This window comes from Serratia sp. EWG9, from assembly GCF_019913725.1.
GTDB classification, from domain to species: domain Bacteria; phylum Pseudomonadota; class Gammaproteobacteria; order Enterobacterales; family Enterobacteriaceae; genus Serratia; species Serratia ureilytica.
Genome location: NZ_JADNRO010000007.1, coordinates 259,605 through 283,040, shown reverse-complemented (window position 1 = coordinate 283,040; position 23,436 = coordinate 259,605). Strand labels below are relative to the sequence as shown.

Annotated in this window: 20 protein-coding genes and 1 pseudogene; 19 read left to right on the top strand and 2 right to left on the bottom strand. The window is 57.0% G+C overall.

The annotated features are described in order from the left end of the window. Positions 1-417 precede the first annotated feature (417 nt). From ITX55_RS17355 to ITX55_RS17275, 19 genes and pseudogenes are all read left to right on the top strand, one after another. The gene (locus ITX55_RS17355; protein ID WP_004935315.1) at positions 418-993 is read left to right on the top strand and encodes a LuxR family transcriptional regulator; all 576 of its coding nucleotides are present in this window, start codon (positions 418-420) and stop codon (positions 991-993) included. 108 nt (positions 994-1,101) lie between these two features. Then, on the top strand, positions 1,102-1,971 hold the full coding sequence (locus tag ITX55_RS17350; RefSeq protein WP_197782784.1) for a hypothetical protein: 870 nt from the start codon (positions 1,102-1,104) through the stop codon (positions 1,969-1,971). Positions 1,972-2,005: 34 nt separating this feature from the next. Continuing rightward, positions 2,006-7,096: an amino acid adenylation domain-containing protein gene (locus ITX55_RS17345; protein WP_370632701.1), complete on the top strand. Its 5,091-nt coding sequence runs from the start codon at positions 2,006-2,008 to the stop codon at positions 7,094-7,096. After that, entirely contained in the window at positions 7,009-7,791 is a 783-nt protein-coding gene (locus tag ITX55_RS24105) for a condensation domain-containing protein (RefSeq protein ID WP_370632700.1), read from the top strand. Before ITX55_RS17345 ends, ITX55_RS24105 begins: the two co-directional genes overlap by 88 nt. A 1-nt stretch (position 7,792) precedes the next feature. Then, positions 7,793-8,620 (top strand): Cof-type HAD-IIB family hydrolase, encoded by an 828-nt coding sequence (locus ITX55_RS17340; protein ID WP_089191971.1) that lies wholly within the window; start codon positions 7,793-7,795, stop codon positions 8,618-8,620. Positions 8,621-8,751: 131 nt separating this feature from the next. Beyond that, on the top strand, positions 8,752-8,985 hold the full coding sequence (locus tag ITX55_RS17335) for a hypothetical protein (protein WP_004935304.1): 234 nt from the start codon (positions 8,752-8,754) through the stop codon (positions 8,983-8,985). An 84-nt stretch (positions 8,986-9,069) separates the two neighbouring features. Continuing rightward, the gene (locus tag ITX55_RS17330) at positions 9,070-9,468 is read left to right on the top strand and encodes a hypothetical protein (RefSeq protein WP_042784953.1); all 399 of its coding nucleotides are present in this window, start codon (positions 9,070-9,072) and stop codon (positions 9,466-9,468) included. Positions 9,469-9,537: 69 nt separating this feature from the next. Further along, positions 9,538-11,046, top strand: coding sequence for a PhoPQ-activated protein PqaA family protein (locus tag ITX55_RS17325; protein ID WP_223085232.1), 1,509 nt, complete (start codon positions 9,538-9,540; stop codon positions 11,044-11,046). 639 nt (positions 11,047-11,685) lie between these two features. Next, positions 11,686-12,225: a fimbrial protein gene (locus ITX55_RS17320; protein WP_004935293.1), complete on the top strand. Its 540-nt coding sequence runs from the start codon at positions 11,686-11,688 to the stop codon at positions 12,223-12,225. Positions 12,226-12,281: 56 nt separating this feature from the next. Next, complete coding sequence (locus ITX55_RS17315) at positions 12,282-12,965, top strand: molecular chaperone (protein WP_033632666.1); 684 nt, start codon at positions 12,282-12,284, stop codon at positions 12,963-12,965. A 54-nt stretch (positions 12,966-13,019) separates the two neighbouring features. Further along, complete coding sequence (locus ITX55_RS17310) at positions 13,020-15,596, top strand: fimbria/pilus outer membrane usher protein (protein ID WP_164057818.1); 2,577 nt, start codon at positions 13,020-13,022, stop codon at positions 15,594-15,596. A 42-nt stretch (positions 15,597-15,638) separates the two neighbouring features. Further along, a complete protein-coding gene (locus ITX55_RS17305; protein WP_033643645.1) occupies positions 15,639-16,580 on the top strand; it encodes a fimbrial protein in 942 nt (313 codons plus the stop codon). 137 nt (positions 16,581-16,717) lie between these two features. Beyond that, positions 16,718-17,077 carry a hypothetical protein gene (locus tag ITX55_RS17300; protein WP_004935280.1) on the top strand — a complete coding sequence of 120 codons (360 nt, stop codon included), beginning with the start codon at positions 16,718-16,720 and terminating at the stop codon, positions 17,075-17,077. A 73-nt stretch (positions 17,078-17,150) separates the two neighbouring features. Then, the gene (locus tag ITX55_RS17295) at positions 17,151-18,446 is read left to right on the top strand and encodes an HlyD family secretion protein (protein WP_004935276.1); all 1,296 of its coding nucleotides are present in this window, start codon (positions 17,151-17,153) and stop codon (positions 18,444-18,446) included. Then, positions 18,433-19,705, top strand: a pseudogene (locus ITX55_RS24230) (peptidase domain-containing ABC transporter); the annotation flags it as partial. The gene ITX55_RS17295 and the pseudogene ITX55_RS24230, both read left to right, overlap by 14 nt. Further along, positions 19,691-20,566 carry a peptidase domain-containing ABC transporter gene (locus ITX55_RS24225; protein ID WP_370632702.1) on the top strand — a complete coding sequence of 292 codons (876 nt, stop codon included), beginning with the start codon at positions 19,691-19,693 and terminating at the stop codon, positions 20,564-20,566. The pseudogene ITX55_RS24230 and the gene ITX55_RS24225, both read left to right, overlap by 15 nt. Positions 20,567-20,681: 115 nt before the next feature. After that, positions 20,682-20,882: a hypothetical protein gene (locus ITX55_RS17285; RefSeq protein WP_015378375.1), complete on the top strand. Its 201-nt coding sequence runs from the start codon at positions 20,682-20,684 to the stop codon at positions 20,880-20,882. A gap of 86 nt (positions 20,883-20,968) precedes the next feature. Further along, positions 20,969-21,367, top strand: coding sequence for a type II secretion system pilot lipoprotein GspS (gspS, locus tag ITX55_RS17280; protein WP_108681373.1), 399 nt, complete (start codon positions 20,969-20,971; stop codon positions 21,365-21,367). Between the two features lie 113 nt (positions 21,368-21,480). Then, a complete protein-coding gene (locus tag ITX55_RS17275) occupies positions 21,481-22,914 on the top strand; it encodes an EmmdR/YeeO family multidrug/toxin efflux MATE transporter (protein ID WP_033650790.1) in 1,434 nt (477 codons plus the stop codon). 28 nt (positions 22,915-22,942) lie between these two features. Here ITX55_RS17275 and ITX55_RS17270 read toward each other — a convergent pair whose 3' ends face one another. After that, complete coding sequence (locus tag ITX55_RS17270; protein ID WP_015378373.1) at positions 22,943-23,122, bottom strand: hypothetical protein; 180 nt, start codon at positions 23,120-23,122, stop codon at positions 22,943-22,945. Beyond that, complete coding sequence (locus tag ITX55_RS17265) at positions 23,119-23,304, bottom strand: hypothetical protein (protein ID WP_033643635.1); 186 nt, start codon at positions 23,302-23,304, stop codon at positions 23,119-23,121. The genes ITX55_RS17270 and ITX55_RS17265 overlap by 4 nt, the downstream gene beginning before the upstream one ends. Positions 23,305-23,436 lie beyond the last annotated feature (132 nt).

Here is a 23,436-nt window from a genome sequence, read left to right as displayed (position 1 = left end):
TAAATTCCTAATGCATAAACGGATTCTCTTAACAATCAATGTCGCGCAATGTTATGTTCTATATTATGTGTTTTTTCGATATTTATCTGGATATATTGCGCTCTTGGAGTAAAATTAACGTATCAGAGAAAAATCTTAGCACCGTGATGCTGATGGCAATGATGCCTTATAAATATATCTTACGATAACAATTTCCCTTGCGAAGCGCGGCCGCTTACCGCGTCTTGCTTTTGTATGCTCTCCAGGGCAGATGATTTATATAACCCTATATATAAAATGCACTTTTGCGAGGCAAGGTCTTTTTTGCTTCGCCTATAACGCTTTTTTATTAAAAAGCACGTTAAAACAAAAAATAATCACAGCAATGATATTGCAGTAAGGAGAGTGAGCAAGCGTAGTCAAAAGGGAGGTTTGTTAATGGAGCGCGTCAATATCGCTATTGTGGATAAAAATCAATTCTTCAAGCTGGGGTTGAGTCTTGCCTTGCAAGAAGGTTTTCTCACGAATGGCATTAAGGCCAAGATCACGGGAGAAGAACGTGCCAACATCATATTCAGGGCGCCGGACAAGCGGGTGTCCATAAATTTTTGTCATACCCAGCTTTTGCAGGGCAACTTTTCTTCTATTCCGCTCTATTTTTCAATATTGGAGCATAAAAAGACATTCCCTAAAATTCATTGCAATTTGGAAGCCGGAAGTATTACGCGCAAAGACAGCGTGGCGGCGATCGTGGACAAGGTCATGTTCTGCTATCGCAAGAAAAATAGTTTGGTTTCAAGCTATTGCCCGCGTTGTCGTACCCAGTTGACCTTTAGCGAGGGGAAAGTGTGCCGTTTAATCCATCTGGGCTATTCACAAAACCAAACGGCGATGTTGCTCGGCATCAGCCCGAAAACGGTGAGTATTCATAAACGTTCGGCCATGAGAAAACTGAACATCGATAATAATATTGAATTCTTGCGCTGGTTAAAAATGCACAGCGACTCTTGTTAATCAGGGAAAGGAAGCGAACGGTCCGGCGCCGTATTATCAGCGGCGCTGAGCGGTCATCTTTTATTGATTTCCGCCCGGCATGGAATCGGTTTTATAGGGAGATAAAACATGGCTGTCTTTGTGAGAGAAGCGGTTTCTCATAATCATTTCAAATTATTGCAGGAGCTTTATGGCAGAGATTTGGGCGGGGAGCGTTTCCTGCACTGGAAGCATTTGCTCGATCCGCATTGTGGGGCGCAGATGGAAAAAACGGGCATATTTTACAAGGATCAAGAACGCTATCTCGGGATGTTTGTGTCCAGTTTTTATCCCTTTAAAATCAATGAATTGTCTTTTAATGTCAATATGCTTGGCGATCTTGGGATCCACCGTCAGGTCAAATCTTCCACCGTCTTGAAAGATTTTTTCCTGCAGGCCAGGCGTTCGGATGTGGCGGCGGATATCTGCTTTTCCGATGACAGGAAGATCAGGGTTTATGAAAAGATTTTTAGAAAGTATTTAACGACCAATACGCAAATTTATCCCTTTGTCGAATTAACCTTAAAGCCTGATAAGTTTATGGCCTTTCGTTTTACCGAGGGCGACCAAGCGCGGCAGGCCAGCTTTATCAATAATCTGGGGCGAGAAAAAGATCATCGCGCATTTGAATATATTGAAAAACATCCTCTGTATCATAAAATTCATTATATCAATAAAGGCAATCTCTACGCTGTGATTGGCTGTTCCAGTGAGTGTGCCGAACTTTTGGATATTTCCAATCCTTCCAGGGAGTGTTTTTCCTGGGCCATCGGCGTTTGTCGGCACCTGCATAGCCGTTGCAAAGTGATGATCCCTATTGGTTTTTACAAGTCGATTTGCGCTCAGGCGGCGGAGGTCATTGCAGAAAAGCGCATCAACATGCTGATCGGTTATTACTCAGAAAAGATAAGCGAGCTGATGCCGAAAGAGGTTTGGGTATGCCGCATGGATCGCCGTTAAGCAGGGCACGTGTATTCTAAATGGAGTGTTTGTCATGGAAGAGATTCCTGTATCACCCTATTCAAAAGTTTTTATCGATGAATATGACCGCCATCCAGGGGGCTGTAATTACAACGTATTGGTGCTGCAGCGTATTGAGGGCGCGCTGGATCCCATCAGATTACAAGCTGCGCTGAATGCGCTGGTGCAAGATCATGTCCTGCTGAACAGCCATATTCATGAACGGAATGGCGAACTGTATTGGCGTCGCAATGACGCAATCCATCCTTTGCAGCATTACACGGACCGCACGCTGCTGACCCAAGTGATTCGCCAGCCCTTCGACATTTACCGCGGGCCGCTTTATCGTTGGGCGCTTTTCGCCGAGGGGCCGGGGCGCTATACCCTGGCGCTGGTGGGCCATCATCTGGTGATCGACGGCGCGTCTTCCGACGAGTTTTTCTCATTGGTGAGCCAGTACTATGGTCAACAGCGGCTATCGACCCGCCTCGAGGCGGCCGAGATTGCCGCCATCAACCGGCAGCTGCAGCGCGAGGTGGAACAACTGGCCGCCGATGGAGCGCTGGCCCACTGGCGGGCCGAAGCGGCAAATTTGGGCGCGATAGACGTGCCCTTTGAGAAAAGCGGCGCCGTGCGAAACGATGAGGCGGCCGAGCTGCGTTTCCAGGTGCCCAAAGCGCAATGGAAAGCGCTGAAGCAGAGCGCGGGAATACGGCGAATGAATGACTTTCTGGCGTTGCTGGTGCTGTGGGGCATCTTGATGGCGCGCAGCGGCAATCAGGAAACGGTCTATATCAGCTATCCGGTGTCGATAAAAAAGGGGCAAAGATTTGCGCTTGGCGGGCATGTCAACACCAGCGTGATGCCCCTCTCGCTGCGTGACGGCGAAGGCTTCGCCGCCGTTTATCAACGCGCGCTGGCGTTTATTACCGCCGCGGCGCCGCACTCGCGCCAACGGTTTAACCAACTGCCCACGCAACAGGTGGTGCAGGCGTTAGGGATCCGCGCGATGCCGATTTCCTTTGCCCAAACCAACCTGCGCGATGCGGCATTGGCGCTGGCCGATTGCGCCACTTCGCCGTTGTTTGAAGCCAACCACGATATGGCCAGCGCGTCGCTTTCCCTGGAATATGAGGATCGGGCCGACAGCGATGCCTTGCAGTTCCGGCTGCGTTTTCGTCAGGACATGTTTGACGAAGATGACATGCGCGACTGCGCGGAACATTTCATGCGCTTGATGCAAGCGGCGATGCGCGCGCCTGACGCGCCTTTACGCCACCTCGCCTTTTATCCCGCCGCCGACATGCCGCCAGATGACGACGCGGCCCCCGCGTTGCCGAGAGAAACCCTCAGCGCCCGGTTTGAGGCGATCGCGCTGCGTTATCCGGATAAGATTGCGCTGGAGTTTGAGGGGCTGCATGTCAGCTACCGTGAGCTGAACGGCATGGCGAATAGCCTGGCGCGCGAAATTACGTTCCGCTACCAAGCGCTGACCGGGGGCGCCCCTCAGGCGGACACGCTGATTGCGCTGTACAGCGAGAAAAGCCTGGAAATGGTGGTGGCGCTGCTGGCGGTGCTGAAAACCGGTGCGGCCTATGTGCCGCTCTCCTGCAATTATCCTCAGGCGCGCATTCGGCATATTCTCGAAGAAACGCGCGCGCCGGTGCTCATCGCCGGGGAAAGCCTGCAGTCGGCCGCCGAGGCGCTGGCGGCGATGATGCCGCACGCCGTGTCCGTCCTCACGCTGGGCGATCTGAACCGCCTGCCGCACGAGCGGCAGAATCTGCCGGCCGTCACCGGCGCCGACCGGCTCGGCGCGGTGATCTATACCTCGGGATCGACGGGGATCCCGAAAGGCGTGATGCTCGAGCAACACGCGATGTGCGGGTTGGCGACCGCGTCCGGCATCGCTGTCACGCCCGATGACGTGTTGCTCTTCCTCTCGAGTCCGGCGTTCGATGCGGCGACGTTCGAGGTGTGGGGCGCATTGCTCAACGGCGCCAAATTGGTCGTCGTGCGCGACACGGAGGATATCGCCGGCGATGTGCCGCAGCTGGAAGCCTTGCTGCGTCGGCAGCAGGTATCGATTCTGTGGGCGACGCGCAGCCTGTTCGATCATCTTTACCTCAGTCACCCCGACCTGTTCGCCGGGCTGCGCTGTCTGCTGGTGGGCGGGGAAGCGCTGACCGCCACGCTGATGCAGCGCCTGGTGCGGCAAGCCAACCGCCCGCAGCAGGTCATCAATGGCTATGGCCCGACGGAATGCACCACGTTCACCACGATGTACGCCATCGCGGCGGACGAAACCCGCAGCAGCATCCCGATTGGGCGAGCCATACCGGGGCGCGAACTTCATGTGCTGGATCGCTGGCTGCAGCCGTTGCCGCCAGGGCTGGCCGGCGAGCTGTATATCGGCGGAGACGCGCTGGCGCGCGGTTATCTCAACCAGCCGCAGCAGACGCAAGAGCGTTTCATTACGTTGAACGGGCGACGCTTGTATAAAAGCGGCGATCGGGTGCGAGAGTTGCGCGACGGCAATCTGGAGTATCTCGGCAGAAACGATTGCCAGGTAAAAATCCGCGGTTTCAGAATTGAACTCAGCGAAATAGAAAATACGATCAATGCGCTGGAGGGCGTCGAGAAATGCGTCGTGGTGGATGTCGTCCATCGCGATAGCAAGCGCCTTGCCGCGTATGTGCTGATGGCGCGGGGCGAGCCGCTGGATCCTGCCGATTTGCGCGCCCGGCTGGAGCGGATCCTGCCGGATTACATGGTGCCGTCCAGCTATGTCGCGCTCGACGAGATACCGCTGACGGTGAACGGCAAGCTGGATCGCACGGCGCTGCCCGCTCCGCAATTCGCGCAAAGCGAGCGATATGCCGCGCCGCAGAATGCGCTGGAGGCGTTGATTTGCGCCCTGTGGGCGGAGATCCTCGGCGTTGAACGGGTTGGGGTGGATGACGACTTCTTTCGTCTGGGCGGCGATTCGATCCAAAGCATCGTGTTCACCAGCGAATTGAGCAAGTCGGGCTATCACAGCAACTCGCGTGCGGTGTTCGAAACCCGGAATGCGCGGGCGCTGGCCAAGCGCATCTTGCAGCAACGGGACGCGATTGCGCCGCTCAATGAACAGGGCGAGCTGCAGGGCGAATTCGAATTGCTGCCGATTCAGCGCTGGTACAACGAGCAGCCGCCGCAACATCGCGCTTTCTTCAACCAGACTTTTTTGGTGCGGGTGCCGCCGATGTCCGCCGAGCGCGTGGCCGATCTGGTCAACGGGCTGGCGTCGCGCCATGACATGCTGCGCGCGCGGTTTAGCGCCGACGATGCCGGCGCGCTGGTCGCGCAGCGCTATCTGTCGGTGGCCGACGGCGGCCCTTCATGGGGATACTATGACCTGGCGCTTTGTCGCCAAAGCCGCGCCGAACTTCTGCATCAATGGCAATCGGGGTTTGATCCGGTAGAAGGGCCGCTGTGCCGCTTCGTCTACATTTTCGACAGCAGCGCGCCCGGCTACGCGTTGATGTTCTGCGCATTCCATCATCTGATCATCGACGTGGTGTCCTGGCGCATCATTGTCAGAGACATGCGACGATTGCATCAGGGGGAATCGCTGTCGGCGAAAGGCACCAGCTACCGGCAGTGGGGCGAGACGTTAAGGCACTACGCGGCGAGCCGGCATGACCAATGCGCTTACTGGTTGGCGATGATCGCCGGGCAACCCGATTACGCCACGCTCAGCGAGGGGGCGCAGAGTCCGGCGTTTTGCCGCTTAGAGTGCGACGCGGCGTTGACGACGCTGTTGATGGACACCTGTCATCAGGCCTACCGCACCTCGACCCGCGAGGTGTTGCTGGCGGCGCTGGCGCCGGTGCTGCAGGCCTGGCATGGCCGTGCGGACAGTTACCTGACGCTCGAACACCATGGCCGCGATATCAATGACGATAAGATCCAGCTCGACGACACCGTCGGCTGGTTCACCGCCTTACTGCCTTTGCGCATCACCGCGCATCAGAGCCCAAAACACACGCTGCGCGCCATCAAGGACACATTAAGAAAGATGCCGGATCACGGCATCGGCTATTCGGCGCTGAAATACGGTTCAGCGTCGGACGACGAAGCGATAGCCTGTCTGCGGCGCCACCGCTTGCCGGCCATTTCATTCAACTATCTCGGCGTCTTTAACGAACAGACTGACGACGCCTTGTGGGCCTTGATCGACCAAACGGCGGATCTGGAAAACGGCGCGCTGCCGGCGAGCGACAATGTGCTGGATCTGGTGCTCTACGTGCACGGCGACCGGCTGAGCATCGTGATGTCGGGCTTATTGCCGCAGGCGACGCTGGCCCGGATCGGTTCGCACTATAGGGCGAGCGTGTCGGCGCTGGTCGAACACTGTTGCCACGAGGCGAGCCAGGGCGTTCGCCTCGCCAGCCCGGGGGACTTCCCCCATGCCGACGTCAGCCTCGCCGAGTTGGACCACTGGCAGCAACGTCATCGCATCGCCGCCGTTTTCGAGGCTACGGTTACGCAGCGGGAACTGATGTATTTCAACCGGCTTAACCGCGAGTATCAGATCGATCAGGCCGTTTATGAGGTGGCCGGCCCGCTGCAGCCGGAGGTGTTGAACCAGGCCTGGTCGCTGGCGCTGCAGCGATTTGAAATGCTGCGCGCCGGGTTTGGCGATCAAACCCGCCGTGGGCGGCCCAACGTCTTCATCTGCGAGACGCTGCAGGCGCCGATCGCGATCGAGGATTGGACCGATGCGCCGCCGTCCTCGCTGGAAGAAAGGATGGAAGCGCTGTTGGCCCGGGAACGAGAAACCTCGTTTGAGCTGGATGCGCCGCCGTTGATCCGCTGGCGCCTGATCAAGTTGAACGCCGATGAGCACTATCTGGTGCAGACCTTTAACCATATCTTGTTCGACGGTTGGTCCCTCGGCGTTCTGTTCGAACACTGGTTCAACGACTACCTCACCTTGCTGGAAGGGCGCGCGCGGCGCTGGAAATTAACCGATTTGAGCCGTTCGCCGCTTATGTGCGCGCGCACGGCGACGATCCCGAAGCGCAGGCGTTCTGGGCGGACTATTTGCGCGGAGCGCCGGTCAACCAACGTTTGCCGTTGAGCGCTTCGCCGGATGCCGCGCCGCAGGGGCGACGTATGCGGCAATATGGCGCGGAATTCACCGCGGAACAGGTGGCAAGCCTCACCGCGTTTTGCCGGCGCCAGGGGATCACGGTCAATCAACTGACGCAGCTGGCCTGGATGCTGGCGCTGGCCGAAGCGCTGGCCTGTGACGATATCGCGATCGGCACGACCATGAGCGAGCGCCCGGCGGATATTGAGCAGGTGCAGACGCTGTTTGGCCTGTGTGTCGCCAGCCCGGTGCTGCGCCTGCAGGCGATTCGCCGCCGGCCCATTTATGCGTTGCTGGCCGATATCGCGGACTCCCAGACGCTGAGGCAGAAGTACGCCTTTTCCGAACTGAACCGCTACGACGAACAATGGGTGCCCACTTCGCCGTTCGGCAGCCTGTTTGTGTTTGAAAACATGCCGCAACCGCAGAAGGATCCGCGCTTGCCGTTTACGTTCCGGGTGACGGATATCGTCAGCGGCAGCAACCACCAAACGGTGCTGTGCTTGTTCCCCGAAGCGGAACGGCTCGCCATTTCACTGTTTTATGATTCTCACGAGATAGCTCAGGAGGCCATCGTTGCGGTAGGACGCCGTTTTCAGGCCATTGCGCTCGCGATCGCCCACCTTCCGCCCGACAGCGAAATCCGCGCCGAAGACGGGATTATCCAGGCGGAGGAGGCGTGATATGTGGCTTGCTATCGACGGCAAAATAAAATACCGGGCGATCGTGAGCGATCTTGACGGAACCTTGCTGGATCCTGCCGGGCATCTGTCTGATCTGACGGTGGAAACGCTCAATATCCTGCATGCCCGCGGGCTGGAAATCGTCATCGCGACAGGCCGTTGCGATGCGGATGCGCGCGGGATTGTGGATGGCTTGGGGTTCTCGCCGGCGATCGTCTCCTGCAATGGCGCGATGGTCAATATCGAGGGGCGGCCGGTGGCGGATAAACGCTATTTCCTGCCTCGCGACAGCCAAATGATGTTGATGGATTACCTCTTCGCCTGTCCGCTCCACGTGACGTTGTTCACCCAGGAAGGATGGATGATGGCCGAAGAGAATCCGCATTTTGCCGACTATATCAAGACCTCGGGCGTCGCTTGCCGCTATGTCGAACCGGAGGCGATGAAACGGCAACCGATCCTGAAAGTGCTGCTGCAGGGTGAAGCGGCGCTGATCGAGCGGTTTTACGACGAGGTCAGTCAGGCTTTCGGAAAAACGCTGTCCATCTGTAAGTCCTCTGCGGAAACGATAGACATCATGGATAAGCATATTTCCAAGGCCAGAAGCGTGGCCGACTATCTGAGCGCCAAACAGATAGCGATGCGCGATTGCCTCTCTTTCGGCGATGCGATGAACGATTTGGACATGCTGCGCTGGGCCGGAACGGGGGTGGTGATGGGCAATGCCATGGGCGAATTGAAGCGCGCGCTGCCGTTTAACCCGATTGCGCTGCCCAACAGCCGCAATGGCGTCGCCGATTATCTCTGCCGTGAGTTCGGCCTGTTCTGACATTGTCACCGCCGCGCGGGTGAACGCATTGGCAACAGGGTCTTTCGTGGGCAGATAACAAGGAGGTGAACAAACAGTGAGGGTTTCATTTTTTCATTACTAAACATGTCGATAAATACAAAGGAGACAGTATGAAAGAACTGACTGAAGCAGAAGTCATGGCGGTTTCCGGCGCAGGCATCGCTTCCGATGCCGGCAAAATCCTGGGCAATGGCATTGGCGCCATCGTAGATGCCGGTACCGGTCTATTCGGGATCCACGCGGATGCGGCGGGCGCCGGCGCCAAACTCGGTGAGGGCATTGGCGCCGTCATCGATGCCGGGATTAGCGCCTTCTCGCAGCTGTTTGGCCGTAAATCGTCATAAGCCCGGCCCTTAATGAAAAGTGCCCGCAAGGGCACTTTTACTTCGCTCATGTCGGGAGCCGGAAGAACGGCAAAGGGAGAGTTCATGGCGAATAAAATCATCTTGATCATGGTCATCAATCTGTTCGTGGCGGTGGCGTTGGCGGTGTTTAACTTTATCTATATCCAAAAGAAGGTGGATATACGCGCCCCCAATGACGCCACGCCCTTTCAGGTGACCGAGAAAGCGCAGGGCAGGATCGTCTCCATGCAGCAGACTTCGGTATTTCTGAACAACAATCCTGTGGTGGCGTTTACCTTGGAAATCAACGCCAGGCGCAAACAGTTTACGATCGCTGACCATCGGGAGGTGGTGCTGTATATCGCCATGAGCCGTTATGAGGAAAACGGCGTTTACAGCCTATTGCTGGGCGAGAACGACAGAGACGTGGCGTTCGAAAAGGACAGCTTTGGCTATCCGATACGCTTTCATCAGGTGCTCTAGGCGCGCGGAAGGTTTCCTGCCGCCAGGCGGCGTAAAAGGGATTTGCCACGGACAAAGGGGGAGGAAAAAATGCTGAAACGCATCGGATACATCGCGCTGATTTGCCTGGCCTTAATCGGCGGCCGGCAGGCCATGGCGGCAGAGGAAGACCGCTGCTTTGCGGACGAACATCCCGCCTTGCACACCGTTATTCCTTGTTATAACAATCAGTTGGCCATATTGCCTCTGTCATATTCGTTAAAGGGCGTGGATAACGGCCATGACGTGTCGATACGCCATTATCGGTTGATGTCGCAATCCTGGTCGCCGCAAGACGCCATCCGGCCGACGCAATGGTGGCACGATGTGGATATTTATATCCCCAACGGGGCGCTTGCCCGTAAAGCGTTGGTGCTGATGAGCGATGACTGCGCTTGCGCCGCCGCAGGGGCGAGCGGGCCAGGCAAGCAAAATGCGGCGTTTTCCGTCGCTACGCCGGCGGCCTTGGCGGCGGAAAGTCACACCATCGTGATTGTCGTCAACCGGCTGCCTTATCCGTACCTGGAATATCAAAATGAGGGGCTGCGTCGTGCGGGGGAGGACAGCCAGGCCCGAGGCTGGCGATTGTTCCTGGACGATGCGGATGAATACTTGATGATGCCGCTGGCGATCCCCATGACGGCGGCCTTGTCGCAAACCATGACGCTGGCGCAGCGCGAATTGAGCCGATGGGGGATAGATAAATTCATCGTGGCGGGCGCGGCGAGCGGCGCAACCGCGGCGTGGCTGGCGTCATTGTCGGATGAGCGCATCGATGCCGTCGTCGCCATGTTCCCGGATGGGGTCGCGGCGCGGCAGGTCTTGAAGCATACCTATCGTACGTATGGCGGCCGTTGGCCGTTGGCGTTTCATCCTTATTACCAACTCGGCATCGATCGGCGCATAGAGACGCCGGCGTTCGACAAACTGATGCAAATAGCGGATCCCACCGCTTATCCGCCGCCGACGGCGGGAGAGCGGCCAGCGGCGGCGAAATATGTCATCATCGCCAGCGGCGACGAACGTTATCCGCCGGACAGCACGCGATTCTATTTCAGCGCTTCACCGGGAGAGATTTCGCTGCGCGCGATTGCCGATGGGGATCGCGCGGCAAGCCGGCCGGCCGCCGAACGCGCCATACTGGCGATGATCAAGCGCCGCCAGCGCGATATCGCGTTGCCGACGATCGAGGTGCAAGGCAGCGCCGCGGATGCTGCGGTGCGCACGCTGCGTTTTTCCGAACCGCCGGCCACCGTGCGACGTTGGAGCGCGCACAACCGCACGGCCCGAGATTTTCGTTATTCGTGCGGCGTACGCTTTACCCCGGAGCCGTTGGCTACAGCGGAGGCCGATCGCGGCGAGTTTCGTCTGGCCGCCCCGGCGCAAGGCTGGGAGGCCACCTTTATCGAGGCGGTGTTCAACGATGGGTTTATCGCGACCACGCCGGTCTTTATCACGCCTGACGATAACTATCTGTCCGCCGTTCCCGCGGGCGATGGTCTGGCGTGTGAAACCCTACCCGGCAGAGGGCTGGGGGAAGATTATCGCCATGACGATTAATTAGCGGCGCCGAAAAACAATAAGGCGGCAATGCGTTATTATGCGCGACAGAGCGCATTGTCGCCTTGTTTTCGAAATAGTGAACGGCGCCAGACAGAATATTTCTGCGTAACGCCATTTTCTCGTTGTCACATGACCGCGCCGGTTTCACGAACGGCGAATGCCTTATTCTCCTTCCTGTTCGATAAACCGTTATCGCCATGCTTTTCCTATTCTTCTGCTCCTCTTTCTGCCGCCGCGTCGTGATGCCTTTCGTAATATAACTGTCATTTATTTCAGGGCGAGTTTTATCGCCCGGCTTTCATTTTACGGCGATGTCGCCCGATTTTCCGGCTGAGGGGGAAATGAGGAGGATCTGGCGAAAGCGCCTTCGAATAGCGCGAGAATAAATTCCCTGGCGGCCAGATGATTGAATCAAGAAACGCCGATTTGGCGGTTTTTTCAAAATAAAATTAAGAATGATGCTAATTCTATTTGGGGTAATTATCTTTTCTCATCTTTACATTGATTTTATGTATTGCTAAAGGGGGAAAGCTAAGCATAATTAACTGTGAAAGGAGCGGAGCTCCTATTCTCCCTGTCCGGGTTCTCCGTGGCGGGGATATTTTGAAGTCTGTCTAATCAAAAGGAGAAGTACCCATGATGGAAAAAAAAGTGATTATGTTGGCATTTGTCGCGGCAGCGTGTTCAAGCGCTTTACCTGCTCTGGCAGCAGATGGTCAGGTTAATTTTACCGGGAATATTGTCGATGCTGCGTGCAAGGTCACGAATGACTTGAGTAATCCATTAAATGTTGTTTTGGGTGATGTGGCCCGAACGGCATTTGCGGGTGGCAAGGGATCAACGTCCAGCGCGACAAAATTCACGCTGGAAGTCACCGATTGTCCGGATACGGTAAAAAGCGCCACCGTTAAGTTCGACGGCGCGGCCGATAACGGCGACAGCAACGTATTGCAGCTGACCCAGGAAACGGATGTCGCTACCGGCGTCGGTATCCAACTGTCTGATATTTCTAACAGTGTTCTGCCGCTTTACACGGCGTCGACGGCTTATCCGTTGGCTTCCGGCAGCGGCGTGAAAAATAACCTCGATTTTACCGCCCGCTATATTTCCACGCAGGCAGATGTTACCGCCGGTAAAGCCAATAGCGTCGCCACCTTTACGCTGAATTATAACTGATAATATTTTCTTGCCCGCTGGTTCACAGCGGGCTGTATTGTCTCGGAGATAATATTATGCGTTTTAATCGCTACGGCGCCTTAGCGGCTTTCATTATTTTATTGTTTGCGTCTACGGTTCACGCCGGCGTGGTGATTGGCGGTACGCGGGTGATATTCAACGGCGAAAAAAAAGAAGCGTCAATCAGCGTGGAGAATCCGGATAAAGAACCGTATTTGATTCAGTCCTGGCTGGAGAATCAACAAAGCGGGGTGGATAAAATCGCGTTTATCGTTACGCCGCCTTTATTTCGGCTGGACGGCAACCAGGAAAATATGCTGCGCATCGTGAAAGTGGGCGATGACTTACCGAAAGATAAAGAAAGCTTGTATTGGATGAATATTAAATCCATTCCTTCAACAACCCAGGCGGGTAAATCGAATACGCTGCAAATAGCGGTCAAGACCCGCATTAAATTGATTTATCGGCCAGCGCCGCTGCTCCGCCAGGTGCCCGAAGAAGTGACGCAGCAGCTGAAATGGCAGCGTGTCGGTTCAGAATTAAAACTCACCAACCCAACGCCTTATTATATGAACTTTCATTATGTCCGCATCGGGGGGCGGGAAATGAAAGAGGTGGCGTATATCGCGCCGATGAGCAGCGAAATGTTTGCATTGCCCGTGGCGGGCGCAACGTCGGTAAGCTGGAAATTAATTAATGATTATGGCGGCACAGGGAAAGAACATCAGTCAGGTATTTAATCTGTAAGGGAAGGCAGACAGAGGGATAAAACATTTCAATAATGGAGCTAATGAATGATAACTCAAAAGCGTATATTAGCGAAGCGGGATGCTTGGCTGAAACGCATAGCCTTATTCACGGCAACAACGGCGGTATGCGGCAACATGGCTAATCCCGCCTTCTCTCGTGACTATTTTAATCCGGCGTTGCTGGAAACCGGGCGCTCAGGTCAGCAGCACGTCGATCTGTCGATTTTTGAAAATGGCCAGCAGGTTCCCGGCACGTATCGGGTCGATATTTGGGTGAACGACATGCTGCTGGAAACGCGCGAGGTGTCGTTCGCTCGGCGGGCCGGCAGCGACGAGAAGGCCGATCTGCAGCCTTGTCTGACGCGGGAAGATCTGAAACGGCTTGGGGTGAAAGTTGAGCTGTTTCCCGGTTTGGCCGGTGCCGATCGCTGCGCGAATTTGGCCGCGATCCCGCAGGCCTCGGCGCAATTTCAATTTAACCGCCAACGCCTGATGCTGAGTATCCCCCAGGCGGCGTTGGAAAATAAGGTGCGCGGATACGTTCCGCCGGAACAATGGGATGAAGGCCTGCCGGCGATGCTGCTGAACTATGGCTTCACCGGCAGCAACAGCAAGGGGCGCGATCGATTCACCCAGAGCGCAAGCAGTTATTACCTCAACCTGCGGCCGGGCTTCAACCTGGGCGCCTGGCGAGTGCGGAACTACACCACCTGGAGCTACAACAGCGCCGGCGGCGGGCGAGCGTCGGAGGATCGTTGGGACTCCGTCTATACCTACGCCCAGCGCAATATCATCCGCCTGAAAAGCTTGCTGACGCTCGGCGAAAGCAGCAGCCCGTCCGATGTGTTTGACAGCGTGTCGTTTCGCGGCGCGCAGCTGGCTTCCGATGACGACATGTTGCCGGAAAGCCTGCGTGGTTATGCGCCGGTGGTGCGCGGCATCGCGCGCAGCAATGCGCAAGTGGTCATTCGCCAAAACGGCTATGTCATCTACCAGAGTTACGTTGCGCCGGGCGCGTTTGAAATTTCGGACATGTACCCGACCGGCGGCAGCGGCGATTTGGAGGTGACTATCAAGGAGGCGGACGGCAGCGAACAGCACCTGACCGTTCCCTTCGCCAGCCTGCCGGTGCTGCAACGCGAAGGGCGGCTGAAATATGCGCTGACCTCGGGGCAATACCGCACTTACGATCACAGCGTGGATAAAAAGATCTTCTCGCAGGCCAGCCTGATTTATGGCTTGCCCGCCGGTTTCACCCTGTATGGCGGCGGCCAATTCGCCGGGCCGTATCAATCGCTGGCATTGGGTCTGGGCAAGAACCTGGGCGAGTTCGGCGCCCTGTCGGCCGACGTCACCCAGGCGTGGGCAAAGCAGGAGCATCAACCGAAAAGCGATGGTCAGTCGTGGCGCGTGCGGTACAGCAAAAATATCGTCGAGACGGGGACGAACTTCGCCATCGCCGGCTACCGCTATTCGACCAGCGGCTACTATGGGCTGCAGGAAGTGCTGGACACCTATCGCAGCGGCAACCGTTACGCCCCGATAGACCGCCGCAAAAATCGCGGCGAAATCACGCTGAACCAGAATTTATGGGAAGGGGCGGGGTCGCTTTCACTCAGCGCGGTCTCCGAAGACTATTGGGGCTCCGAGCGCAATATGCAGTCGCTGAGCGCGGGTTACAACAATAGTTGGAATGGCATCAGCTACGGTTTTAACTACAGCTACAGCCGGAATTCACAGGCTACTTACGGCGATTCGAACCGCGGGCGCATTTACGATCGCGATCAGATCTTCGCTTTCAACATCAGCGTGCCATTAGAGAAATGGCTGAGCAACACCTACGCCACCTACAACCTCAACACCAGCAAAAAAGGCAATACCAGCCATACGGCGGGCCTCAACGGCACGGCGCTGGCCGGCGGCAACCTCAGCTGGAGCGTACAGGAAGGGTATGGCAGCCAGGGCCAGGGCAACAGCGGCAACGCCAACGCCGACTGGCGCGCGACGTACGGCGAACTCACGGCGGGCTACGCCTACGATCGCAGTCAACAGCGCGTCAACTACGGGGTGAAGGGCGGGGTGATCGCCCATGAAGACGGTGTGACCTTCGGTCAACCGTTCGGCGAAACCGTCGCCCTGGTACAGGCGGCCGGCGCGAGCGATGTGGCGGTCGGCAATCAGGTCGGGGTGAAAACCGACTGGCGCGGCTACGCGATCGTTCCTTACGCCACGCCTTATCGCAACAATTCGATTCGCCTCGATGTCGACAGCTTGCCGGATGATGTCGATCTCGAGTTGACGAACCAGTCGGTCACGCCGACTCGCGGCGCGGTGAGCCGGGCGAATTTCAAAGCCAACGTCGGCAGACGGATTTTGATGAAGGTGACGGACTCGCAGGGGGCACCCCTGCCGCTGGGCGCCAGCCTGCGTCTTGCCGAGGGGGCGGCTCAGCCGTTCCTGGTCGGCGGCGACGGCGTGGTCTATCTGACCGGCATGGCGGAAAAGGGCCTGCTCATCGCGCAGTGGGGCAGGAATGGCGAGAACCAATGCCGCATCCGTTACCAGTTGCCGGCGGAGCCGCCGTCAGCGGGTCTCCAAACCCTAAACGGCGTTTGCCAATAGATCTCGCTCTATTTCCATCATGACTTTTAAGTGAGAGTGAAAATGAACGTTTTTCTCAGGATATTCGGTTACGGCGCCCTGGTGTGGCTGGCGACGCTCACGACGGCGGTTTATGCCGGCACCTGTACCACCAACGCGAAAACCGCCCGTATGGGGTTGCTGACGCTGGCCGTGGATCCGCGCATTGAAGTCGGCGAGCAGTTGGCTGTTCGAACCGAGAACAGCATTAACGGCACGACGTTTTCTTTTCTTTGTTCCGGTTCGGTCGCCTATCGCTCCATGTCGCCGCTGACGCCGAGCGCGCTGCCCGGCGTATTTGAAACGGGCATCGAGGGCGTGGGGGTGACGATTTCAGACTTATGGCAGAGCAATAAGAACGTGCCCGTCAACACGGCGATTTCGCCCAACTTGCTGACGCCGTGGATCAATCGAAACGATGTTCGGCTGACGTTTATTAAAACCGGCCCGATCAAAACCGGCGGCGATATGGGCGGGAAAATTATCGCCAGATATTATCTGGATTCGACCTCCATTTTGGATATCAGTATTTCCGGCATGAAGGTCATTCAGAAAAGTTGCCTGGTTGATTTGAACTATAAAAATCAAACGGTGAATCTGGGCAGCCCTAAACGCAGCGAGTTTAACGGCGTCGGCAGCACGGCGGCGTCTTCCGAACGCAATTTTTCCGTGGTTCTGCAATGTCAGGAGGACAATATTCCGGTTCAGGTCACGTTCGAGGCGGCCGGAAATTCGCCAGGCGTGGGAATGATTGATATCGCCGACGGCGCCGATGCGGCGAAGGGCGTCGCCGTGGAAGTGTTGGATGAGAACCGTAATCCATTAACGTTTTCCAGACCGATCAATTACCACACCGCGGCTGAAAAAGAGATCAGGATCCCCTTGATGGCGCGCTATAAGCAAACGGGAGCCATTAGCCCCGGACAGGCCGACGCGGTGATGACATTCACCATTACGCAGAATTAAAGAGACCCCTATTAAAAATATAATGTCGTCTGTTCGCGCGACATTATTGGTGGCATCAGGCGCTGCAGGCCGATGCCAATGCAATGACAACACGCATGTATGGCAGTGTTTGTCCGTTTAAATATGGAGATTAACCAATGAAAGAACTGTCTGTTATCGAAATGAATGAAGTGTCAGGCGCTTATTCCTGGGATATGAGCAATGGACTGTCGGGGCTGATTGGCAGCGCCGTCTCCAATGCCGCGGAAGCCGTTTCATCCATCGCTCTGGGCGCCTCCGTGGGCAGCATGGCGGGCGCCGTCATCGGCGGTAAGCACGGCGGCGACGGCGGCGGCCTGCTGGGCGTCGGCTCGATTGGCCAGGGCGTCGGCATGGTCGCCGGCGGCATCCTGGGCGGCGTAGCCAGCGGCGTGGCCGCAGCCGTTATTGGCTGGGACACCACGCTGGAATACTCCAAAAAAGGCCTCGATGGGCTGATTAACGGCACCATCAGCTAAATCCATACGCGGTCCAAAGCCGCAGCGTTCTCGCTGCGGCTGTCTCCCGGTCAGGCAAGCGCAGGTTCTTCCTATGAGTGATAATAAGAGCAGGAATATTTTCCGCCAGGAGGCGGTCAATTATCAACGTCAAAGATGGACCGGCAGGGCGCTGTTAATTTCCGGCGCGTCGAGCCATGTGATTGCCGCCACCTGTTTCACTTTTATTCTGATCCTGGCGGGCGCACTCTATTTTTGCGAGTACACGCGCCGGGTCGATGTTGAAGGCGAGGTGATCAGCATCCCGCATTCCACCAATGTGTTTTCCTCCCAATACGGTTACGTGAGCCAGGCATTCCATAAAGCCGGTGACGTCGTGGAAAAGGACGAGCCGCTGTATGTGATTGATGTCTCGAGAAGCACCACGTCCGGCAATGTCAGCCATATCGCGGCCAGCGAAATAAGCAAACAGATTAGCAATCTGGATTCGATAATCAGCAAGCTGAATAAAAATAAAACCGCCATGCTGGATAATTTACGCAAACAGATCAATAGCTATGAAAACGCCTATAAAGAAACCGAGAAACTGAACCTCAGCGCCAAAGAGGGGATGGATAAAATGCGCGATAGCCTGAAAAATTACGAACACTATTTGACGAAAGGCCTGATCACCAAAGATCAGTTAAATTATCAGCGCTCGCTCTTTCAACAACAGCAAAGCTCGTATCAGGCGCTCTACAGCCAAAAGATCCAGCAAAATATTCAACTGTCGCAGTTGCGCAGCGATTTGCTGATTCGCGCCGCCGATTACGACAATCAGATATCGCAAAGCGAATCGCAACGCAGTGATTTACAACGCCAGCTGGCGGAGTCCAATGCCGGCGGCCAGGTCATTATCAAAGCGCCGCTCAAGGGGAAAATCGAGTCGCTGAGCGTGACCGCCGGGCAGGTGGTCGAGAGCGGAAGCAGTCTGGCGCAAATCAAACCGATTGATAACATCAAATATTATCTGGTTTTATGGCTGCCGAATAACAGTTTGCCCTACGTGAAAATCGGCGATGGCATCAACATTCGCTATGAAGCCTTCCCGTCGGATAAATTCGGTCAGTTTCCGGGAAAAATAGAATCCATCTCGTCGGTCCCCGCCTCCCCGCAGGAAATGTCGGAATACAGCAGCGGAAATAAAAGGGAAAGGAACGCCTACTACAAAGTGCTGGCGTCCATCAGCGACACGCAATTCAGCGATAAAGGCAAATATCTCGAAATCAGCAGCGGGCTGCAGGCCAGGGTCATCGTCTTCCTGGATAAGAAACCGCTTTATCAGTGGGCGATCGCGCCTTTGTATGACATAAAAAACAGCGTCGTGGGGCGAGTCGATGAAGGACAATAATCTCTTTGAACGGATCAACGAGAAGTTAACATTCTCACTGCGCAAGCGGGTGCCGAGCATCTTGCAGTCGGAGTCATCGGAATGCGGCCTGGCGTGCCTCGCCATGATCGCCTCCTATTACGGGTTTAATGTGGATATGCTGAGCCTGCGGCAGCGATTCGGCATTTCCACCCAGGGTGCGACCCTGGGGACGATCTCTCAAATCGCGTCGCAAATCCAGCTGAAGACGCGCGCCTTGTCCTTGGACATCGACGAAATCAATCAGCTGAAAACGCCCTGCATACTGCACTGGAATATGAATCACTTCGTGGTGTTGGTTAAGGTGCAGCGCGCCGGTTTTGTCATTCACGATCCGGCCTTCGGGCGCAGAGTGATCGGGCTGCAGGAGATGTCGAATCACTTTACCGGCATCGCGTTGGAGCTGTGGCCCGACAGGGCCTTTCAAAAAGAGACCCTCAAGACCCGTTTGCGCCTGCTGGATTTGATGAAAAACATCGAGGGCCTGCCGGGGACGCTGCTCAAGATCTTTGCGTTATCGATAGTCATCGAATCGGTCAACCTGCTGCTGCCGGTGGGAACGCAACTGGTGACCGACCATGTCATTCAGGCGCATGACTACAGCCTGCTGACGGTCATCTGTTTGGGGCTGATCTTCTTCACCTTGTTCCGCGCGGTGGTCAGCATCGCCAGGGCCTGGATCTCCATCGTGCTCGGGACGCTGACCGATATTCAGTGGAAGACGACGCTGTTTGAACACCTGATGAAGCTGCCGCTGGATTTTTCGAAAACGGCACCTGGGGGACATTCAATCGCGCTTTTCCTCGCTGGATGCGATCAGAACCACCTTTACCAATAATATCGTCAGCGGGATCATCGACGGCATCATGACGGTCGGGCTGTTCGCGATGATGATGGTCTACGGCGGCTGGCTGGTCTGGGTCGTGGCGGGCTTCACTCTGATCTACATCCTCATCAGGATGATGACTTACAGAACCTACCGTCAATTCTCGGAGGAGCAGATCGTCAAGGCGGCCAAGGCCAACTCGCATTTCATGGAGACGCTGTACGGCATCTCGACCGTCAAGGCGCTGGGCATCAAGGAAACGCGCTCCAGCTATTGGCTCAATCTGAACGTCGACGCCGCCAATACCAATATCAAAATCACCCGATTCAATATGATGTTCGGCGGGATCAATACCTTTATCACAACGCTCGATCAGGTGGCGATCCTGTGGCTTGGCGCCATGATGGTCATCGACAATTCCATGACGCTCGGCATGTTCATGGCGTTCAATGCCTATCGCGGCCAGTTCTCTCAGCGGGCCTCGAGCCTGATCGACCTGGCGATCGGCTTGCGCATGCTGTCGCTGCACAATGAGAGGATATCCGACATCGTTTTTACCGATGCGGAGACGGAGTCCGCGCCGCGACAGGTTTTCCCCTCGGGCACGGGGATTGCCATTGAGGTAAAAAATCTTACGTATCAATATGACGCGCTGTCGCGGCCGATCTTCAAAGACCTGAACATGCGCATTGCGGCCGGCGAAAGCGTGGCCGTCGTGGGCGCCTCCGGCGCGGGCAAGACCACTTTGCTGAAGGTGATGTGCGGTTTGCTCAGCCCCACTTCCGGCCAGGTTTTGGCCGACGCGATGGATATCCATAAAGTCGGGGTGAATAACTACCGTAACGCGATCGCCTGCGTGCTGCAGGACGACCGGCTGTTCTCCGGGTCCATTGCGGAAAACATCAGCGGGTTTGAGGTCAATGCCAATAAAGAGCTGATCATGGCCTGCGCGATACACAGCAATATCCACGATGAAATCATGCAGATGCCGATGGGCTACGAAACCCTGATCGGCGAGTTGGGCAACGGCATCTCCGGCGGGCAAAAGCAACGCCTGTTTATCGCGCGCGCCCTCTATCGCCGCCCGAGTGTGCTGTTTATGGATGAAGCGACCAGCCATCTGGACGTTGAGAATGAGTCGGCGATCAACCGGGCGATATCTTCGCTGAATATTACGCGCGTGATCGTCGCCCACAGAAAGTCGACCATCGACTCGGCCGACAGGGTAGTGGTGCTGGGGGGCGAGAGCGGCGCGCCGGCAGGCGGCGGTGAATAAAGGGCGCTTGCCGGCGCTGGGGCGAAGCCGGCAATGCAGGCTGTCCCCACGGCGAAAATCGCGGTAAAATGCAGCAGTTGACCCTATCGCATTCCATCAGGCCGTCGAACCCGCTATGAAAACGCGCAAACCGCGCCGCCCGCCCGGGCGGTGGATCTATTACATCCTGCATGAAGACATGCTGTGGCCTTGCCCGGTCAAATGGGAGTGGGAGAGCGGCTATAACGCCTGGCTGCCGTTTTACTATTCCCCCACGCTGGAATTCGTCGCCGGCAACCCCGCCCGCGCCACCAAGGTCAGCAGCGGCCGACGTTAAGCGGGCCGCGCGTGCTGCTCGCCTTGCCGCCCGACGTCCGCTCACCTAAGATCATCTCATCACCCACAGGTTTTCCCGGAGCCCCCATGTTGACTCTGTTTCGCACGTCTCTTTGCGGCGCGGTGGCATTGCTGCTGCTCGCCGGTTGTCAGCAGACGGCGCATAAACCGGCGCCGCCGCTGCAGGCGCAGCTGGATCACATCGCTTCGATGCTGGCCGGCGGACACTTCCTGCGCGTGGACTGCGGGCGCAGCGAGATACCGGACGACGTGAAGCTGCAGCGCACCGCAATGCGCGCGGCGCAGCGCCGCGGCTGGGACACGCAGGCGGCAGGGTATCGGCAGTTGTCGGCGCTTACCCAGGCGCGTTACCTGACCCTGCAACAGGACAATCAGCTGCTGACGGAAAAATGCGCTGCGCTCAGCCGCAGCACCGCCCGCTTTATTGCGGCGGCGCAGGCCGATCAGGAAGATTACATGGAGTAGCGCGCCGGCATGCCTTTCGGGCGCGCTTTATGGGCGCCCCAAAATTCTTTGCAGGATAACGATTTATCGATCATCATTGAAATGATGTTTCACTTTTACCCATCGAGCCCATCTTGAACCTGTATGCCGCACTGCGTCAGCGCGTGGAAAATACGCGCTGGTACGCCAAACGGAAAAGCTACCGCGTGCTGTTCTGGCGCGAGATCACGCCACTGGCGGTGCCCATCTTTCTGGAGAACGCCTGTGTCCTGCTGATGGGGGTGCTGAGCACCTTTCTGGTGAGCTGGCTCGGTAAAGAGGCGATGGCCGGGGTGGGGCTGGCGGACAGTTTCAACATGGTGATCATCGCCTTTTTCGCCGCGGTGGATCTCGGCACCACCGTGGTGGTGGCCTTCAGCCTCGGCAAGCGCGATCGCCGGCGGGCGCGAGCGGCGGCGCGTCAGTCGCTGGTGCTGATGACCGGCGTGGCGCTGCTGTTGGCGGCGGGCATTCACCTGGCGGGCGAGCCTATCATTGATGTGATCGCCGGCGCGGCCTCGCCGGAGGTGAAAGCGCTGGCGCTCTCTTACCTGCAAACCACGGTGTGGAGCTACCCGGCGGCGGCGATTGCGTTGATCGGCAGCGGCGCCCTGCGCGGCGCGGGCAACACCAAGATCCCGCTGCTTATCAATGGCGGCATGAATATCCTCAATATCATCATCAGCAGCATCCTGATTTACGGCATGCTGGGCTGGCATGGCCTGGGGTTCGTCGGCGCCGGGCTGGGGCTGACGATTTCCCGCTATATCGGCGCCATCGCCATCCTCTACGTGCTGGCGATCGGCTTTAATCCGGCGCTGCACATCACGTTGAAAAGCTATTTCACGCCGCTCAAAATGAGCATCCTGTGGGAAGTGCTGGGGATCGGCATTCCCGCCAGCGTCGAGTCGGTACTGTTTAACGGCGGCAAGCTGTTGACGCAGATGTTTGTCGCCGGCATGGGCACCAACGTGATCGCCGGCAACTTTATCGCTTTCTCCATCGCTTCGTTGATCAACCTGCCGGGCAACGCGTTGGGATCGGCCTCGACCATTATCGTCGGTCGGCGGCTCGGCAAAGGCGAGATCGGCCAGGCGGAGCGGCAGCTGCGCCATATTTTCTGGCTGTCGACCCTTGGGCTGACCGCCATCGCCTGGGGCACCGCGCCGCTGGCCGGGGTGTTCGCCGCGTTTTATACCTCGCAGGATGATGTGAAAACGGTGGTGAAAACCCTGATCTGGCTCAACGCCGCCTTTATGCCGATCTGGGCCGCTTCCTGGGTCTTGCCCGCCGGGTTGAAAGGCGCGCGCGACGCCCGCTTCGCCATGTGGGTGACGATGCTCGGCATGTGGGGGTGCCGCGTGGTGGCCGGCTACGCGTTGGGCATCGAACTGGGCATGGGCGTGGTGGGCGTCTGGTTGGGGATGTTCCTCGATTGGGCGGTGCGCGGCGCCTTATTCTACTGGCGCATGGTCAGCGGGCGCTGGCTGTGGAAATATCCGCGAGCCAGGCGCTCGGACGCCGGGTGACGATCCGCCGCCGACAGCCGCGGCAAGGTCAATACAGCAGCGTCATCGCGCTGAAGAACAACAGCGTCAAGGCGATGATGATGAGGTTTTGCGTGGCTTTGCGCACCAGTTTGCTGGCGCTCAGGCGGCTATCGATGACGTAGAGCAGCGGCACCATCAGCAGCACATAGGCGAACATCAGCATGGCGGTAAAGGGCTGCAGGTTCATTCATGTTCCTCCTGGGCGTCATCATGGCCGATCAGGTGTATCAGCACGGCTTGCGTCTGGCGGTGCTGGCCGATAAAGGGCGACGTGGCCGGCGACGCCGGCGCGAACGTCAGGCCGGCGCGTCGCGTTTTCACCGCCGCTTGCAAAATCTTCTTTCGATGCTTCCGAGTATGGTCGACCATGCGCCTCCGAATAGGGCCGCCCGAAGGCGGCCGATCGTTGTATTGCCCATTAAGCTGGAGAGGATCGCAGCCGCTGCCGGGGCCGCAGAGGTATAATATTGCGAATGATAACCATTATCAATAATGGAAATG

Coding starts and splice junctions, on each gene's coding strand:
- ITX55_RS17315 (WP_033632666.1), top strand. CDS start 12,282: ATGCGTTTTAATCGCTACGGCGCCTTAGCGGCTTTCATTATTTTATTG.
- ITX55_RS17265 (WP_033643635.1), bottom strand. CDS start 23,304: ATGGTCGACCATACTCGGAAGCATCGAAAGAAGATTTTGCAAGCGGCG.
- ITX55_RS17350 (WP_197782784.1), top strand. CDS start 1,102: ATGGCTGTCTTTGTGAGAGAAGCGGTTTCTCATAATCATTTCAAATTA.
- ITX55_RS17320 (WP_004935293.1), top strand. CDS start 11,686: ATGATGGAAAAAAAAGTGATTATGTTGGCATTTGTCGCGGCAGCGTGT.
- ITX55_RS17345 (WP_370632701.1), top strand. CDS start 2,006: ATGGAAGAGATTCCTGTATCACCCTATTCAAAAGTTTTTATCGATGAA.
- ITX55_RS17270 (WP_015378373.1), bottom strand. CDS start 23,122: ATGAACCTGCAGCCCTTTACCGCCATGCTGATGTTCGCCTATGTGCTG.
- ITX55_RS17300 (WP_004935280.1), top strand. CDS start 16,718: ATGAAAGAACTGTCTGTTATCGAAATGAATGAAGTGTCAGGCGCTTAT.
- ITX55_RS24225 (WP_370632702.1), top strand. CDS start 19,691: ATGATGGTCATCGACAATTCCATGACGCTCGGCATGTTCATGGCGTTC.
- ITX55_RS17355 (WP_004935315.1), top strand. CDS start 418: ATGGAGCGCGTCAATATCGCTATTGTGGATAAAAATCAATTCTTCAAG.
- ITX55_RS17325 (WP_223085232.1), top strand. CDS start 9,538: ATGCTGAAACGCATCGGATACATCGCGCTGATTTGCCTGGCCTTAATC.
- ITX55_RS17340 (WP_089191971.1), top strand. CDS start 7,793: ATGTGGCTTGCTATCGACGGCAAAATAAAATACCGGGCGATCGTGAGC.
- ITX55_RS17305 (WP_033643645.1), top strand. CDS start 15,639: ATGAACGTTTTTCTCAGGATATTCGGTTACGGCGCCCTGGTGTGGCTG.
- ITX55_RS17295 (WP_004935276.1), top strand. CDS start 17,151: ATGAGTGATAATAAGAGCAGGAATATTTTCCGCCAGGAGGCGGTCAAT.
- gspS (WP_108681373.1), top strand. CDS start 20,969: ATGTTGACTCTGTTTCGCACGTCTCTTTGCGGCGCGGTGGCATTGCTG.
- ITX55_RS17285 (WP_015378375.1), top strand. CDS start 20,682: ATGAAAACGCGCAAACCGCGCCGCCCGCCCGGGCGGTGGATCTATTAC.
- ITX55_RS17330 (WP_042784953.1), top strand. CDS start 9,070: ATGGCGAATAAAATCATCTTGATCATGGTCATCAATCTGTTCGTGGCG.
- ITX55_RS17310 (WP_164057818.1), top strand. CDS start 13,020: ATGATAACTCAAAAGCGTATATTAGCGAAGCGGGATGCTTGGCTGAAA.
- ITX55_RS17335 (WP_004935304.1), top strand. CDS start 8,752: ATGAAAGAACTGACTGAAGCAGAAGTCATGGCGGTTTCCGGCGCAGGC.